Origin of the sequence: Shewanella sp. MBTL60-112-B2 (genome assembly GCF_019655055.1) — a bacterium.
GTDB lineage: Bacteria > Pseudomonadota > Gammaproteobacteria > Enterobacterales > Shewanellaceae > Shewanella.
Map to the genome: position 1 here is coordinate 79,118 of NZ_BPFA01000004.1, position 17,082 is coordinate 96,199.

The 17,082-nt window shown below is 43.8% G+C and carries 14 protein-coding genes; 7 read left to right on the forward strand and 7 right to left on the reverse strand.

Annotation, left to right across the window (positions count from 1 at the left end):
* Positions 1–127 precede the first annotated feature (127 nt).
* Together K5Q73_RS03690 and K5Q73_RS03695 are read right to left on the reverse strand one after the other, a co-directional pair.
* Positions 128–1,483, reverse strand: coding sequence for a YjiH family protein (locus tag K5Q73_RS03690; RefSeq protein ID WP_220761749.1), 1,356 nt, complete (start codon positions 1,481–1,483; stop codon positions 128–130).
* Positions 1,484–1,843: 360 nt separating this feature from the next.
* Positions 1,844–3,388: a PAS domain-containing methyl-accepting chemotaxis protein gene (locus tag K5Q73_RS03695; protein ID WP_220761751.1), complete on the reverse strand. Its 1,545-nt coding sequence runs from the start codon at positions 3,386–3,388 to the stop codon at positions 1,844–1,846.
* 411 nt (positions 3,389–3,799) lie between these two features.
* Here K5Q73_RS03695 and K5Q73_RS03700 point away from each other — a divergent pair, with 411 nt between their 5' ends.
* Entirely contained in the window at positions 3,800–4,435 is a 636-nt protein-coding gene (locus K5Q73_RS03700) for a DUF998 domain-containing protein (protein WP_259650760.1), read from the forward strand.
* A 6-nt stretch (positions 4,436–4,441) separates the two neighbouring features.
* On the opposite strand, the gene K5Q73_RS03705 is transcribed toward K5Q73_RS03700, so the two are convergent.
* Entirely contained in the window at positions 4,442–5,290 is an 849-nt protein-coding gene (locus tag K5Q73_RS03705; protein WP_220761755.1) for a U32 family peptidase, read from the reverse strand.
* A gap of 23 nt (positions 5,291–5,313) precedes the next feature.
* On the reverse strand, positions 5,314–6,315 hold the full coding sequence (locus K5Q73_RS03710) for a peptidase U32 family protein (protein WP_220761757.1): 1,002 nt from the start codon (positions 6,313–6,315) through the stop codon (positions 5,314–5,316).
* A 132-nt stretch (positions 6,316–6,447) separates the two neighbouring features.
* Between K5Q73_RS03710 and K5Q73_RS03715 the strand changes: the two genes are divergently transcribed.
* On the forward strand, positions 6,448–6,960 hold the full coding sequence (locus tag K5Q73_RS03715; protein WP_220761759.1) for an SCP2 domain-containing protein: 513 nt from the start codon (positions 6,448–6,450) through the stop codon (positions 6,958–6,960).
* 119 nt (positions 6,961–7,079) lie between these two features.
* Here the strand turns inward: K5Q73_RS03715 and K5Q73_RS03720 are convergent, their stop codons facing one another.
* Positions 7,080–8,804 (reverse strand): RluA family pseudouridine synthase, encoded by a 1,725-nt coding sequence (locus tag K5Q73_RS03720; RefSeq protein ID WP_220761761.1) that lies wholly within the window; start codon positions 8,802–8,804, stop codon positions 7,080–7,082.
* Positions 8,805–9,035: 231 nt separating this feature from the next.
* On the reverse strand, positions 9,036–9,293 hold the full coding sequence (locus K5Q73_RS03725) for a YfhL family 4Fe-4S dicluster ferredoxin (RefSeq protein WP_012156237.1): 258 nt from the start codon (positions 9,291–9,293) through the stop codon (positions 9,036–9,038).
* 238 nt (positions 9,294–9,531) lie between these two features.
* On the opposite strand from K5Q73_RS03725, the gene K5Q73_RS03730 reads away from it, so the two are divergent.
* The 4 genes from K5Q73_RS03730 to K5Q73_RS03745 all read left to right on the forward strand — a co-directional run bounded on the left by K5Q73_RS03730 (position 9,532) and on the right by K5Q73_RS03745 (position 14,396).
* Entirely contained in the window at positions 9,532–10,554 is a 1,023-nt protein-coding gene (locus K5Q73_RS03730; RefSeq protein ID WP_220761763.1) for an AraC family transcriptional regulator, read from the forward strand.
* A gap of 214 nt (positions 10,555–10,768) precedes the next feature.
* Positions 10,769–12,148 (forward strand): amidohydrolase family protein, encoded by a 1,380-nt coding sequence (locus K5Q73_RS03735; RefSeq protein WP_220761765.1) that lies wholly within the window; start codon positions 10,769–10,771, stop codon positions 12,146–12,148.
* A gap of 172 nt (positions 12,149–12,320) precedes the next feature.
* Complete coding sequence (locus K5Q73_RS03740) at positions 12,321–13,088, forward strand: DUF3299 domain-containing protein (protein WP_259650761.1); 768 nt, start codon at positions 12,321–12,323, stop codon at positions 13,086–13,088.
* Between the two features lie 45 nt (positions 13,089–13,133).
* Positions 13,134–14,396 (forward strand): carbohydrate porin, encoded by a 1,263-nt coding sequence (locus K5Q73_RS03745; RefSeq protein WP_259650762.1) that lies wholly within the window; start codon positions 13,134–13,136, stop codon positions 14,394–14,396.
* Between the two features lie 116 nt (positions 14,397–14,512).
* Here K5Q73_RS03745 and yegQ read toward each other — a convergent pair whose 3' ends face one another.
* Complete coding sequence (gene yegQ, locus K5Q73_RS03750; RefSeq protein WP_220761767.1) at positions 14,513–15,880, reverse strand: tRNA 5-hydroxyuridine modification protein YegQ; 1,368 nt, start codon at positions 15,878–15,880, stop codon at positions 14,513–14,515.
* Between the two features lie 288 nt (positions 15,881–16,168).
* Here yegQ and K5Q73_RS03755 point away from each other — a divergent pair, with 288 nt between their 5' ends.
* Complete coding sequence (locus K5Q73_RS03755; RefSeq protein ID WP_220761769.1) at positions 16,169–17,011, forward strand: HDOD domain-containing protein; 843 nt, start codon at positions 16,169–16,171, stop codon at positions 17,009–17,011.
* The last annotated feature ends 71 nt before the right edge of the window (positions 17,012–17,082 follow it).

Below are 17,082 nucleotides of genomic sequence, written 5' to 3' on the forward strand. Positions count from 1 at the left end.
AGAAGCGGGGATTGACTCGTTGATGAACAATTTATGGCAAGTTTATGACGATGATGAGTAGCGCTGTGAATAGGGCACAAAAAAGGAGCGAAAATTCGCTCCTTTTTTAGATTATTTGGGCTCAAGATTAGAAAATTAGATGCGCTACACCAGCAATAACAGGCAGTGTGACTAATGTTCTTAAGATGAATACCACGAACAACTCAAGGAAGTTAACTGGGATCTTACTACCAATAAGCAGCGCGCCTACTTCACTCATATAGATAAGCTGAGTCACAGACAGGGTCGCGATGATAAAGCGGGTCATGTCTGATTCAATAGAGCTGGCTAAAATAGCTGGGATAAACATATCCGCAAAGCCCACCATAATGGTCTTCGATGCAGCTGTAGCCTCAGGGACCTGTAGCAGCTCTAGTAGTGGAATGAACGGCATACCCAAGTATTCAAAGATAGGAGTAAACTCGGCGATCATTAGCGCAATAGTACCAATACCCATTACCACTGGGATCACGCCAAAAATCATATCAACCACGTTCTTTACGCCATCAAAAAGGGTGTGCTTAATACCACCGGCTTGAGAAGCTTTGGCTAGCGCTTGGTGTAGGCCCCATGAGAATACATTGTGACCCGCTGGAATCGTTTCATCATCAGCGTGGCGAGGTGTTTCATCTACATAGATATCTTTCTTCCATGATAGCGGTGGTAGTTTAGGTACCACGATTGCTGCAACGAAACCGGCAAGACATACGGTTAAGTAGAAAGGTACAAATAAATGCTCTAATTGAACCTGTGAAATAACAACTAGCGAGAAGGTAATTGAAACAGCAGAGAAAGTAGTACCAATGACAGCTGCTTCTCTTTGAGTGTAGAAGCGAGCTTCATATTGTTTGCTGGTCATTAAAATACCCACACTACCATCACCTAACCATGAGGCCATACAGTCGATAGCACTACGGCCAGGCAGGTTAAAGATAGGACGCATGACTTTAGTTAGCATAGTGCCTAAAAGCTCTAGTAGACCAAAGTTCAGCAATAGCGGTAGTAACATACCAGCAAATAAAAACACTGAAAATAGTACCGGAAGTAGGTCGTTAAGCACTAATGCACCAGTGCTACCAGAGCGAATCGCTTCAGGACCAACATTGAAAAATGTTAAAGCGACAAAAACCGCACCCAGTATACGAACCACTAACCAAATAGGGCTAACATTAAATAATGAGTTTAAAAAACGATTATCAACAATAAATTTAGGCTGTATTACTTTCGTCAGTAACGAAGCTAGCGCAGTAAAGATAACAATCGCAGTCACGATACCGACTAACACGTCGCTTAACAGGTTTTGTAGACCTTTAGAGATGATCGCGATAGGGATCGTCAGCGCATCTTGGTAATTGATTGGCATCATAAACAGTAGTAAACCAATCAAAGACGGCACGATGAACGTGAGTATTGTTTTTATGTTGTGGGTTTGTTTCTCTGACACTTTCTCTATACCCTAAATAACGTGTTTTTGCTTAATATGACGATAAATAGACGTCTATGCATAAACAGAAATATTATTGAATATCCATTCAACTGTTAGTCGGCGAAATTACCGCCTTAAAACATCTAAGTAAAACGATTCTGTTATTCTGTAGTGGAATTCACTACCTGCGAATAGTTATTAGCTCAATGTGATTATTTATATTGTATCGGAAGTTTATGAAAAAGCACAAAACTTTTTTCAGTTAAATCTTTTTTAAAACAGATGTTTATAAATGTTAATTGCGCGTTGCGTTATTGAGTGTTTGCTTGGGTACGCTACACTGATTGTGTAACGACCAAATGGGCTTTTAAAGAGGAATTAACTAAATGTTTTTCTCAAAGATTTTGCTTTTTCTGCATTAAGTTTTAACTCCTTCACCGAGGCTTCAACCGAGTTGACAGCGCATAGATTCTCACTCGATGCTTGGCTAATTTGAGTGATATTTTGGTTTATTTCGGCCACAACTAAGGTTTGTTGCTCTGCAGCAACCGCATTTTGAATAGCTAATTCTTGAATTTTCTTCATCGACTGATAGATGGTATCCACCTTTTGTACGGAGATTTCAGCATCTTCACTGCATAATAATGCTTGAGATTTACTGTGTTCCATCTGCTTAGACCATAGAGTGAGCATGTTAAACATTTTATCAACACTTTCAGAAATGCTAGTGGTTGACTGTTGAGTACGGCTAGATAGTGCTCTGACTTCATCAGCGACTACCGCAAACCCTCGTCCTTGCTCGCCAGCTCGAGCTGCTTCTATAGCAGCATTGAGTGCGAGCAGGTTGGTTTGCTCGGCAATAGAATCGATTTCTGACATTGCACTCGCGACTCGCTCGGCCTCTTTATTCAGTAAGAGGGCGTTAGCTGCTGCTTGGGCAACAGAATCTGACAGTTGATGAATACCCGCTGCATTTTGCTGCATTTTCTCACGACTATCTTGGCAAAACTGATAGCTATGCTGAATGCTGTCTGAGGTGGATTGTGTGTTTCTAGCGACTTCGCTGATGGTGGTGGCCATCTCTTCAGTGGCAGTGGCCATCTGCTCTATCTGCTGCTTTTCTATATCTAGGCCAGCATGAGTTTGCTCTGTGGCGGCTATCAGTTGGTTGGCAACATCCTCGGTATGTTCAGCATTGTCTTGCGATCGTCCGAGAACCCCCTGTAGCTTGGCGTCTTTCATCATTAATTGAAAGTCTAATAATGAAGAGGTATCGCGACCACAATAGATAAAGCGACTGACTGAGTCATACTCTTGTTTCATCTTCATCAGTCTTGTCGGAACTTGAAAGGCCTCATTGTAAAAGATGGCAAGATTGATCCCCATTAGAATGATGCCAGCAATAATGACGCCCCAGCCCCAAATGGCTCCAGCAAGCAAAAGACCAACACAGGTGCAAAGGGTTGATAGCCGCCTTTTGTTAGTTAAACTGATGGGATCGTTAACCCGCTTGCCTTGATTGAGGCGCTGATAGATATGAGCGGCTTTTGTGGTCAGTGTATTATTGGCGGCCACCCGCACAGATTGATAACCAATGAGTTCGCCTTTTTCAAACATGGGAGAGACGAAAGCATCGACCCAATAATATCTACCATCTTTACAACGATTCTTCACTATTCCACGCCAAGACAGCCCTAGCTTCAGTTTGCCCCACATTTCTTCAAATGCGGCCTTAGGCATATCAGGATGACGTACTAGATTGTGATTATGGCCGATTAATTCTGCTTGTTCGAAACCTGAGATCTCAAGGAATCGTTGATTAACGTAGGTGATCACACCGCGCTTATCTGTGGTTGAAATGAGTTGATCGCTAGGGGTTAACTTAACCTCTTGATTGAATACGTTCGCTAGGTTCTTTGTCATTATTATTCCGTGTGACAGCAAAACATCGCAGTAAGAATGCGAAGAATTAACATAAGCTCATATAATATAACATTAATACAGTTGTTTAAATTGTGCGTCAGGCTTTTTTACGCCAGTTCATCATGAGTAATTTTGTTGACTGTATTTGCTTAAGCTTTTGGGGGTATTCCTTTTTTATCTATATTTTTTAGATTATTTTTGGTTAAAAACTTGAATTTCTAATGTGTAGATTATAAAAGTAACAAATGGGCAACATATTTGAGCTATAACTGTTTGTTAAAACTCTGAGCTATGCCTCTTTACCGCCAGACGATTCGATATACATTAATAAACGTTAATAAAATGATTTAATAGGGAACTATGCTCGTTAAGAAATACAGTAAAGTTTCAACGTTAGCATTAAGATTCGGCATGCTTGGCATTTTTGGGCAGGTACTAGGGCTGGTTTTATCACTACTAATGTTTGAACGGTTTGATGGTGAAAGCTTTAACTTTTTTAGCAATACGTTAAGTGAACTGGGAAGTTATGGTCACTCTTATTATGCGGTGATTGTTAATGGTGGACTTTTCTTTGGCGGACTGTGTGTGGTGCTTTTCTGTTTACTTAGCCTACAGCTGGACTCTTCTCCTTGGAGCTACCTGTTTTATGCCAGTTTAGGTTTGAGTTATCTGGCTCTTGCTGCGACGGGTCTATTTCCTATCAATGTTTACCATCTGCATGTGATCGCGATTAAGTATTTTTTTATTTTCAGTTGTAGCAGCCTAGTGTTCTATGGCTTGTATCAACTACTTGCTAAACAGTCACAACGCTCAGTTCTGACTCATATTAGCGCTGGACTGGCTTTTGTTATGATGACCTCTTTCCTAGTACTGCCGTTGCTAGAACTGGGATTTACTAAAGGTGATAGTGCTTTTTATAATGAAATGTTAGCCGAACCAACAAGAGCAGAAATATGGTGGCCAGCCATTATTCAATGGGTAAGCCTAACCACATTTCTGTTCTGGACTTGCTTAGTGATAAAGGACTTGAAAAAGCCTATTCACTAACGCCGTCTACACCTGACTAAAGCCTGGGCTTTGGTGCCAATAACCGTTGCAAGCTAAGGTTTTATCAGTTGTTGGTAGTGACAAAATCTGCTCAGCGATTTCAATGCTCTGTAGGCTACTTGGTGATACCCTGAAATAGTCGACACCCATCAATTTCATCTGTTCAACTTCACTCGACAGATCGATTAAACTCGCCGATTGGGTCTGAATACCATTTAGCCGTAATAGTGGTTGGTCATCCATAGTTTGTGCTAGCAGCCCTTTAGGGTTGGCAAGACAAACGATTTGGCAATCGTCTTTCTGCAGGCCTTGCTGGCGTGCGGTAAAGCAACGCGCTGAGTGGGCGAGTGGCAGATAACCGTGACCAAAGACTTCTACTTCAAAAGGCGTTGGCTTTTCAGCCTCGATAACATGAGTTAACCACTCTTTTGACAGCTCAATCGGCATAACAAAGCGCTGCATGCCCCATTGCTGTAGTTTCTTCAATGTCGCAAAATTGTAGTTATTGACCGTTGGGCCGCAAACAAAAGGTAAGTTGCGCTCTTTAGCCGCTTGCACCGCGCCCATATCGTTGGCTTCAATCATAAACTCGCCGTTATCGACATGTTTTTGCAGCTCAGTGTATTCCGATGGTGCTTCTAGCAGCGCTAAGGTTGATAGCACGACTTGCTTACCTGATTCTCTGAGCATTTGTGCAAGTGCTAAATAGTCAGCAAACTTAAGCTGACGACGGCGACTACACACTGTTTCACCTAAGTAAACTAATGGGATATTACTTTGGGCAACTTGCTCGTAAAAAGTATTAACTTTTTGTTTTTCCCAGCAATACTGCAATGGGCCAAGTGAGATTTTCATTATATGTCCTTTTTAGCCTAAGACTATTGCCAGTTGCGTTCGTACGCGCCGAGTGTGGTGGTTTGTCCCTCTGAGACTTTTGCCAGTGCAAGATCCCACTCTCGTTGTGTCTGGTATTTCTCGGGGGCAGACATGTAACTATCAATAGCGTCGCGCCACACTTTGGTAACCTGTTCTACATAGGCTGGGCTACGCTGACGGCCTTCAATCTTTAGCGATACCACGTTGGCTTTGGCGAGTTCTGGTAGCAGGCTCAAAGTATTCAGGCTTGTTGGCGACTCAAGAATATGACTAGGGGTGTTATTTTCGGTCGTGGTGTAACGGCCTTTACATACCACAGGGTAGCCCATCTGCTCATCGAGGCCTGATTTGTCGATTAACACGTCATTGAGTAGGGTTAGACGATCGTTGCCGACTTCCTGCCAACGAACATGCTTTGCTGGTGAGCAAGAGCCGCCAGTATTGGGGGATTGCCCGGTGACGTAAGAAGATAAGTGGCAGCGGCCTTCGGCCATAATGCATAAGCTACCGAAAGCAAAAACCTCCAAATCGACTGGAGTGACCTTCGCCAGATCGCGCACTTGCTTCATCGATAACACCCGTGGCAATACCGCACGCTCAATATTAAATTCTTCTTTATAAAGTTTAAGAGCGCCTAAGTTGGTTGCGCTTGCTTGAACCGAAAGGTGCAAGGGCAGGTGTGGGTATTTACTATGGGCGTAATCGAGTAAAGATAAGTCCGCCATGATTAATGCGTCAACACCTGTGTCAGCTGCAAGATCAATCGCCTGATACCAGCGACTTTCTTCACCAGGTTTAGGAAAAGTATTGATGGTCAAAAATATCTTCTTGCCACACTTCTTTGTGTATTCGGCGGCTTGCTGAAGTTTCTTAGGGGTAAAGTTTAAACCTGCAAACGACCGTGCATTAGTATCGTCCTTCAGACCGAGGTAGACCGCATCTGCACCTGCATTGAGGGCGGTTTTTAGGGATGCGAGATTTCCCGCGGGGCACAGTAATTCCATATGGATGCTCCAAAAATATTGAAACAGGAGTTTAAAAGGGAATGAAGATCATATTTTTGATGTAAAACAGGTTTGTGATCATAAAATCTAGGTAATATTCGCTTCTTTGCCTCATTTTGGATACATATTTACATGCAAGGTTTTTTTCCTCACAAGTTAGCTCATAAAGTGCTCGAAATTGGGCCGAAAGTCATTGCGCGTCCATTAGCTATGGTGCCATTTACGCTAAAAGCAGACTTACTAAAGCGCATCTTAGGTTTATTGCTAGCAGAGCAAGCTGCCGATGAAGAATTAGACTTTCTAGAGGGTCGCTGGGTGGCAATTAATATCGAAGATTTAGGCCTGAAATTTGAAGTGACTTACACTGAAACTTGGCAAGTTCGTCAACTGCAAGAAGCCGAAGTCACCTTTACCGCTCAATCAAAAGACTTGTTACTGATCGCTGCGGCAAAAGAAGATCCTGATACCCTGTTTTTCCAGCGTAAACTTAGCATTGAAGGCGATACAGAGCTTGGGCTTGAGGTTAAAAACTTGCTATTGGGTGTCGAGTTCGATGCCATGCCTGCTGCAATTCGAGTGGCCATTGAAAAGTTGGCGCAGGCGCTACAAGCGTTGCAGGCTAAAGCTGAACCAGCACTTGCCTAATTGGTAGCCTTGTTCTGCGATTTGTTCATATTTAGCTAGTCTGTCATACATACCTTGTTTGTCACACATAGCTTGTCAGTCATGCATAACTTGTCGGTTATGCATGACTTGATTGTGGCCTATTTTTTAAAGTCAGTTTTAAAGTCGACATCGACCTCAAAAGTTAACCTTTCTCTGCTAACAGGGTGGTTTAGCACTAAACGCTGAGCATGCAGATGTAGGCGGTTTGCTTTCTTGCCATAAAGATCATCGCCAATAATTGGCAAGTGTAAGCCTTCATGATGAGCACAGTGCACTCGAAGTTGATGAGTGCGGCCAGTATGCGGATACAAATACAACATAGTGGCATCAGCGCTGCGCGACTTTACCTGCCAATGAGTTTGCGCATGTTTACCGTGCTCATAACAGACCAATTGTCTTGGTCTGTCATCAATATCGCCTCTAAGCGGTAAGCTTATCTCGCCTTGCTCACCCTCAACCACACCTGATACTTGCGCGACATAACGCTTCTCTACCGTGCGGGCTATAAACTGCTGTGCCAAAGACTTGTTGGCATCACGGGTTAAGGCTATGACCATTAAGCCAGAAGTCGACATATCGAGTCGGTGAACAATAAGCGGACCTGTCGCCTGTGGAAATTGCGCCTTCATACGGGCAAACACAGAGTCGGTGACGTTTTTGCCTGGTACCGAGAGGAACTCGGCGGGTTTGTTAACCACGGCCATGACGTCATCTTGATAGACGATCTCTAACGATTTACCCTCGGCAGGGTTGGTCAGTAATGGATTCTCATCCATCTCAATGCCTTCGAGCATATGGCTTAAAATAGGCTGGCATTTGCCCTGACAAGAGCCATAAAAGTTTCTATGCTGCTTGATTTCAGACTTAGGTGATACCCCCCACCAAAACTCCGCCATTGCGATAGGCGTTAGCTTATGGCTAAAGGCGTACTGCAGCAGTTTAGGGGCGGCACATTCGCCGGCTCCGGCTGGTGGCTGCTCGGTTGGACTGTCTTTAAAGATCTGGTTGAGATCTTTTAACTCGCCAGCTTGATTTAAAAACTGATACTGAGCAAAAATCTGTTTTTGTAGATTATTAGAGTGTTGGGCACGGCTTGCTTTAATGGCTGCGATTTCTGAATTTAAATCATTAAGTTGTGCTGCAACTTCATCGCATCGTGAATCCCACTGTTGTTTGGTGGCTTTTAGATGGAATTTTTCGGCGACACTTTCTTTACCTAGCTGTACATTTAGCTCACTAAGTGCTGCCGGGTCTTGTTGATTTTCAACGCTTATGCGGCGCTGTTTACGTGTTTTACGGTTTTCAATAATTTGCGCACGTATCGCTTCTAGCTCGCTTTCAGCTTGGCTGCGTAATTGTGCTAACTCGGCACTGAGCTTAGCAATATCTGGATTACTCTGGGCACTTTTTAGTTGCTCAGTAAGCTGATTAAGCGCCTGCATGCCGCCATGGAAAAAGCTTTCTTCTGCCAACATATCAAAAACCGGCGGTACAAAACCGCTAAGCAGGTTTTGCTCTGCTAACTTACCTGAAAATGCCGCTAAATACCCAAGCTGCCCAGCAGAGTTACGCACGATAAGTACGCCAAACATTTTTCCAATGGCCGCTGTTTTAGCAGCGTCGCTAGTTCTGTTTACATCACCCTCTAAGCCAAAGTTATGCTGCCAGTCAGTTTGAGTGGTTAAGTACTCTTGCAGCTCTAAGGCGGCCAATAAACACAGCGGGTGCGGCTCATAGTAAAACGGAAAGGTAAAGCGCTGTGGCAGCTCGTAACTATCGATAGCCGATTTGAACGGGGTAAAACAGTGCTGAGCTAAATACATGGGCAGTTAATATCTTTTTGAGAGGTAAACGGACGCTAAGCCTGGATGCAAGCAAATAAGCTTGAATGCAATTAAGGGCAACAAAGCCTGATTTAGCGAGGTATTGAGGCTAATTTTACGTTGCCAGACTAACGAAGTCATTAGTAGTGAGCCGTATTTTAGAGTCTTGGCTAGCTTCACTACAAAACAAAAAGGAGCCTAATGGCTCCATTGTTTATCGTTAAGACTAGCTTATTCGACCGGCTTACCTGTAATAATGTGGTATTTAATTAATAGCTCATCATCAGATTCTTTATGGTCAGGGTCGACCGCGATACAGTCGATAGGACAGACTGAAATACAAGTGGGTTTGTCGTAATGACCGACACATTCAGTGCATAAAACTGGATCAATCTCGTAGATCTCTTCACCCATAGTAATGGCCTGGTTAGGACATTCGGGTTCACACATGTCACAGTTGATACAGCTGTCGTCGATTAATAATGCCATTGAATTAGCGTGCCTATTGAATTTAACTACACTCCCATGTGGGAGTCGTCTAAAAGTGATACCCGCTAATTATACCATACAAAGCTTGTGTGACTAGATTTGAAGGTCGCAGAACTGGCGGTTAAAATACACTGTGAAGGCAGACTCCTAAGTGGAATAGTTCAGTGGCGGTAAGCCTAGATGTTATAGACAGGATTTCGAGATTGATTTATAAATAAAAACTCATCAGGGAGTAATTATGTCATCGAATAGTCTGTCGACCGCCGCTAGTGAAGCCATTCCATTAGTTCAGCGCCAAGATGTGTTGTTTTTTGCCAGTTTACTCAGGGGACTTGAAGGCAGCATTTATCCTATCCTCAAGCATGCAAAGGTGCCTGCGGATCTCTATTCTAATGATAATAATTATGACTACCTACCTGAAAATACAGTTAAAAACCTGGTTCAAGCCCTAGGGGAGCGTCTTGCTCCGCAAGAGTTCATTCAGCTGATAAGCAGTGCCTGCAAAAATATCTATATTCCTGGGTTTATCCGGCGCCTAAGTCAGCGCAGCTCATTGAAAGCAGCTTTAGATGAATTTGCTCAACAACTTAAATCTAACCTTACCCATACTAAGGTGTACACCCAATTTTCTGGTGGCAGCTGGTGGCTGGTACGAGAAAAAGAGGGGGTAGAACAAGACTGGTTTACCCATGCAGAGTTATTCTCGGTTATTTTTACTTGTGAGTTACTTGCTGCATTAACAGACAATAAGTGGCGGCCTAAGCAGATTGGGTTGCAATCTGATGCAGCGGCAACATTTGCGACTATTCCGGCGTTGACGAACTGTCAGTTTTTTACGGGGAGACCTGTGACAGCATTTGCGATAGATGAGTCGTTAATGAATGCGCCCGTGCGCCATGCTTATATTTCTACCAGCACACATATCGACAATACACTGCAATCGATTTGCTTTATTAGTACATTCAAGTTAGCTATTCAACCTTACCTGTCAATGGGCAAACTACCTATCAAGACGGCGGCGCAAATCTTACAGATGAATGTACGAACCTTGCAACGGCGATTAGCTAACGAAGGTGTGGTCTATGGTGAAATTGTCGAGCAGATGGTGCTGGCGCAAACCTTAGATTTATTAAAATGCCCTTCATTAAAGATCACTTCAATAGCAATTAGAATGGGCTACTCAGATGCGGCACATTTTACTCGCGCGTTTAAACGGCAAATGAAAATGACGCCCAGTCAGTTCCGTCGACAGACCAAGTGAAATCAACCGCTGAGTAACAACTCAATTACCTGCTGTCATCAAATGGCTATTATGTCAGCTTGATGTGCGTCACAATTTCATCTAGATTACGCAGTGTTAGCGACAAGTTGTTGATATGTAATAATCGTGATTGCTAATACTGTAACGCTTTTTTAAGTATGGAATGTTACGCGAGGTGAAAACTCACCAAGCATGGATAACTAGAGGTGCACGAATGAAATACCGAACGTTGAAGATGTCTGTTGTTGCTGTGTCTTGCTCATTAGCTTTTTCTGTTAGTGCTGAGTCTATCTTGTTTACTAACGTCAATGTGTTTGATGGTAAGAAAGATGAGTTGCTAAAAAACCATCAAGTGTTAGTGGTGGATAATAAGATCAGCAAGGTGTCTAGCGAAGCGATTTCTTCGCAAGGTGCCAAGGTTATCGACGGTAAAGGTATGACCTTAATGCCTGGACTGATAGAAGGTCACGGCCATCTCCAGATGAACGGTTCTTCACTGCCGGATATTGAAAATAACCGTAACTGGGAAGAGCTTGCCGCCCGTTCTACGGCGCGGGCAAAGTCTGCATTGATGTCAGGTTTTACCACTTGGCGTGACGCTGGTGGTATGGGGGCAGGCCTTAAGAAAACCATAGATAGCGGTGAGTTAGTCGGTCCGCGAATTTATCCCTCTGGTGCATTTATTGGCCCTACGGGCTCTCATGCGGATTTTCGTAACTTTACCACGCCTAATGAGACACTTTATCCTCGTGGTTCTGCGGGTGGGCGTTTAGGTATCAGTTGTACGGCCGACAGTATTGGTGATATTAAAGCCTGTGCTCGTCAAAATTATATGCAAGGCGCAACACAGATTAAGCTAATGTCTAGTGGTGGCGTCGCATCATCGTTTGACCCATGGCAGCTCAATGCTTATTCACTTGAAGAGTTACAGGCTGCAGTAGAAGTGGCTAATGCCTATGGCTCTTACGCCATGTCACATGCCTATAGCAAAGTCTCTTTACTGAGAAACTTAGAAGCTGGTGTGAAAACATTAGAACATGCCTTTATGTTTGATAAAGATGTTTATAAGGCAATGAAGAAAAACGATGCCTATATGACCACCAATATGACTGCATTTTCGCCTTACTTAGGTGAAATTGAGGCGATTAACTCAAATCCTGCATCAGCAAGAAAAGCCAAAACTGCGCAAGCGGCTTTTGCTAATTACATCGAAAACGTCAATAAATACCAGCCTAAGCTCGGCTTCCAAGTTGACTGCGTTGGCGGAGTGGCGGCCTGTGAGCAGCAAGCAGACCACTCGATTTACTTAAGTGGCAAGTTCTTAGGGAATCATTACACCTTGCTGTCGATGACATCCGTAAACGGCGAAATCGTCAAATTGGCGGGTGAAGTGTTAGACCCTTACTTTGAAGGCAAGCTTGGGGTTGTGGAAGAGGGGGCATATGCCGATCTGCTGCTTGTCGATGGTAATCCACTAGAAGACTTAACAGTGATTGGCGCCAATGAAAAATGGTTCGATGCGCCTAAGCGAGATGGTATCGAGACCATGAAGATCATTATGAAAGATGGCGTGATTTATAAAAACACCCTGTAATTTTATGTGTTCGTCTTAAGGATAAAGGCAAGCAATCGGGCTTGCCTTTTTATCAACAGGCTTTTATTTACAGGCGTTTATCGATAAGCGGTTGTACCAGCGGGTTTGTCAAATTCGGTTTGTAAATGCCCATTTGTAGAAGCCTGTTTGTGAAACTTTTTTGTAAAAGCGAATGGGGAAAACCGAAATTCTAGAGGGCGCGATGAAGAAAGTATTATTAATGTTGTTGGGCTTATCTTTTGTAGTTCATGCTGACTCTGAAATACCAGATGCTGCAGTTAATGTACAACAGCCTGCAGTGCAAGCACTTGAATGGCAAGTGCTGGCGCCAATCATCAACGAGCAAGATGTTCGCTTACCTGATGTAACAGAGAGTCAAAAACGATTGCTGGCGACTGTTATCCAATTTCAAGATAGCGCTAAGCCTTTAGATCAAGAAAGTGTCAGCAAAGCACGTCAACATTTGAGCGATGAAGGCATTGATGTTGATACAGCGCTTGATGCTAGAGCGCGCTATATGTCGCTTGCGCAGCGAAAAGCAGAGAGTTTAAATACTCAGGTGAATGGTAAGCAGGTTAGCATGTCAGGCTTTGTGGTGCCGACAAAATTTAACGGCGTGAAAGCAACTGAGTTTTTACTATTACCCTATGCAGGAGCGTGCATTCATATGCCACCACCAGCGGCAAATCAGATTGTGAAACTCAGCTTTGCTGCTGGCTTTGAAGTTGAGAATGTACAATTTCCAGTGACTGTGGTCGGTACGATTAACGCAGAGAAACAAACTGAGTTGGTGCAACTGGTTGATGGCAAGATGAATGTCACTATGGGCTACGCCATGGAAGCATTAACGATTGAGAAATATTACGCTGATGAGTTCTCTAATCCTGTAACGGGCTCAGATCAGCAAGGCAGCCTAGATCATAAAGGTCATGCTCATTAGTTGATTGGTACACATGGAGTTGAGTGAGCTATTAAGGAAACCAATATGAATACTAATATGAATACCAATACCATGCGAATGTCGTTATTGATTGGAGCAAGTTTGGCTTGTACTGTCAGTTTGTTTAGTGCTGCGAGTTATGCCAGCACCAGCTTTGGTAGCCCAAATACGGTTGATAACACTATTAAAGACAACACGCGTAAGAAAGAGTCTTGGAGAGAAAATCTAGCCAGTGAGCACAACCTGAATCTGGGGCTTGATTATCAAGTTCTGGGGTTATCGGCAAGCTCACCTACCGAAGGCGGAGCTGATAACTCTGTCGCTGGTGTGGCTCGGTTTTATGGCTCTTGGAACTTAACAGGCTTAGAGAGCGGCAATGTGGGCGGGCTTGTTTGGAAGGTTGAGCATCGACATGCTTATACCGATACTGCTCCGAAAGCCTACTCATTTATTGAGCCGGGACTTGGCTATATCGGCATGATAGGTCCAGCATATAGCGATCAAGGCGGACGGCTGACCAACCTCTATTGGAAGCAGCAATTTAATCAAGGAAAAACCGCCTTAATGGCTGGGTATTTAGATACCTCTGATTATGTCGATACCTACGCATTAGCGAGTCCTTGGACAGGTTTTACCAACTTGGCATTTAGCACTGGGGCTGGCGCACTAGGTTTACCCGATGACGGCATTTTAGGATTGGCTATTGGCCATATGCTCGATGATAATTTTTATATTATTGCCGGCGCAGCGGATGCCAAAGGTAAATCAGATAAACCATTAGATGGCTTTGACACGCTATTTAATGATCATAAGCTGTTTACCACATTTGAGCTTGGCTGGACGGCATCACAAGAGCATATCTATACCGACAATGTGCATGTGACTTTGTGGCATATGGACGGCGGCACTCAACATAACCTCACTCAACCAAGTGAAAGTGGCCAAGGGGTTAACTTTTCCGCTAGCTTCTTTGTTACACCTCAAATAATGCCGTTTGTTAGAGGTGGTATATCGGAGGGGGACGTTGCGCTTTACGATAAATCGCTAACGCTAGGGCTTGGCTATTTTGGTTTAGGTGGTGAGAAAAATAACTTAGGTTTTGCGATTAATTTCAGTGAAGTGAATGAAAACTTAGGCAAGGCCTATGGCGTTACTGACGACAAGCAATTTACCTCAGAGCTGTATTACAACATGAGCTTGGGTGAATTTGTGCAGCTAACGCCTAATGTTCAATATATTGATAACCCGGCTATTTCAACTGAGAAAGACACTTGGGTTATTGGCTTGAGAGCCAGAGTGAGTTTTTAGTCGGTTATTAGCTTGAAAATCTAACTTACAAAAAGGCCTCCACTTTGGAGGCCTTATGTTATTCGCTGATTAATTTACTGAAAAAACTGAGTACTCAGCTAACTTAACGACTTGAATTAAGCAGTTGGCTGGTGTGGGTTACGGGTATCTTGGCCTTGTGGCAAGTTACGCAGTAACACCGCTTTTTCAAGCTCAACACCAGCTGGTACGTCTAGGAATACAAAGTGACCTGAACCTAGACCGGCCTCAACACTTTCACCTTTACGGTTAATTAGGCTATCAACTTTGATGGTTAAGTTACCCTGTGGCGTCATCACTTCAACGCTGTCGCCCACTAGGAACTTGTTCTTCACATCAACTTCAGCAAGGCCAGCTTCATTACGCTTGCCGGTAAACTCACCGACAAACTGCTGAGTATCGCTAATTGAATAGCCATAATCGTAGTTTTGGTATTCATCATGCACGTGTCGACGTAAGAAACCTTCGGTGTAACCGCGGTGTGCAAGACCTTCAAGGTTATGCATTAGTGTGCGGTCAAAGTCTTTACCAGCTGCAGCATCTTCAATCGCTTGGCGATAAAGCTGGGCAGTACGTGCAACGTAATAGAATGACTTAGTACGGCCTTCGATTTTCAGTGAGTCGACGCCCATCTTGGTCAAACGATCTACGTGTTGAATTGCACGTAAGTCTTTTGAGTTCATGATGTAAGTACCATGCTCATCTTCAAACGCTGGCATGTATTCGCCTGGGCGACCGGCTTCTTGTAGCAATACGATTTGGTCAGATGGCTGACCTGTACCTAATGTCGGTGTTTCAATTTGCACTGCTGGGTTAACTGGCACTACGTCGCCAGTTTCAGTTTGCTGCGCTTCATGTACATCGTACTTCCAGCGGCAAGCATTGGTGCATGTTCCTTGGTTAGGATCACGCTTGTTGATGTAACCAGATAATAGACAACGTCCAGAATAAGCCATACATAGCGCGCCATGTACGAACACTTCTAGTTCGATATCTGGGCAGCGTTGGCGAATTTCTTCGATTTCATCTAGTGAAAGCTCACGAGAAAGAATGACACGCTTAATGCCTTGAGATTCCCAGAACTTAACCGATGCCCAGTTAATGGCATTGGCTTGTACTGATAAATGCACCACTTGGTCTGGAAACGCTTCACGTACCATCATGATAAGACCAGGGTCTGACATGATTAACGCGTCAGGCTGCATAGCAACCACTGGCTCCATATCTTTGATATAGGTTTTAAGCTTGGCGTTGTGCGGCGCAATGTTGCTAACCACATACAATTTTTTATTCAGGCTGTGAGCTTCTTTAATACCCGCAGCGAGGTTTTCCATTTTAAAGTCGTTATTACGTACGCGAAGACTATATCTTGGCTGGCCGGCATAAACAGCATCGGCGCCATAGGCAAAGGCGTAACGCATATTTTTCAATGTGCCAGCAGGGGACAATAGCTCAGGTTTAAACATAATAGCTTCTCTGTTAACGGATAAGGATTCGACAATCGGCCGCGCATTTTACTGAATGCAGGTATGCTAATGCAAGAAAGTCAGCCGCATATAATAAGTGGATTTGAGCCGATCAGAGTCGTTTATTATAAGATCTTGTGATCTCTGTATCATTTTTTAGGCGATTTAATCTTAATCTCGACACTTGCTTAAGTATTGACCCATAAATAGCATTTTGCACGTACCTCAAAGCGTTCTACTGTTATACTCGATTCGCTGCAAATTAATACGAGTTATAAGGGAGTTGAGATGTCTACAGAGCATCAAGTATTAGTTGGTTTGTTAAAAAAATTAAAGTCCGATGCCTTAGTGTTACCGACATTGCCAGAAGTTGCGATGCGGGTGCAGGAGGTAGTGGGGCAAGAAGATGCCAGTCTAAAAGATGTCGCGACTATTATTGGTCAGGATGCGGCCATATCGGCCAGGGTGATTCGCATTGCTAATAGTGCTATGTACAGTCGTGGGATCCCCGCTGATAACGTCAATGCGGCTATTAATCGAATTGGCTTGACGCAGATTAAATCCATTGTGACATCCATTGCGATGGAGCAGCTGTTTATCTCTACCAACCAGATGGTTTGGGAGGTAATGGATGAGGTGTGGAGCGCATCTATCGATGTGACCTCTGCCGCTTGTGCCATGTTACAGCTTTATAATAAGAAGCACCCAGAGAGTAAGCTCAATTTTGACACCATGACCCTTGCAGGGCTGGTGCATAATATTGGTGCTCTGCCTGTATTGACAGAAGCAGAAGCTCAGCCAGAACTTTTTGACAGCATAGAGCTATTACGCGCCTTGGTTAAGAAGTTACAGGGTCCACTAGGGCGCGCGGTGCTTAAGAGTTGGGAGTTTTCGCCAGATGTAATGCAAGTGGTCGAACGTTGGGCAGATCTCACCTATAACTCTGAACAAGTGAGTTACTTAGACTTTATTCGTGCAGCGGCTTTCTATACCGGCGAGCTAAGAGCCGGCGTCGATTTAGAGCAAAGAATGGCAGTCTTTATCGAGCGTGGTTTACCTGTATCGCCTGACGAGTTAGCGGGTGATACATTCCAAGAGGCTTACCAATCGATTAAGGCGAGTTACGAATAAGTTAGTTATCGATACAGTAATGCATAGATACAGTAATGCATAGATACAGTAGTGCATAGATACAGTAGTGC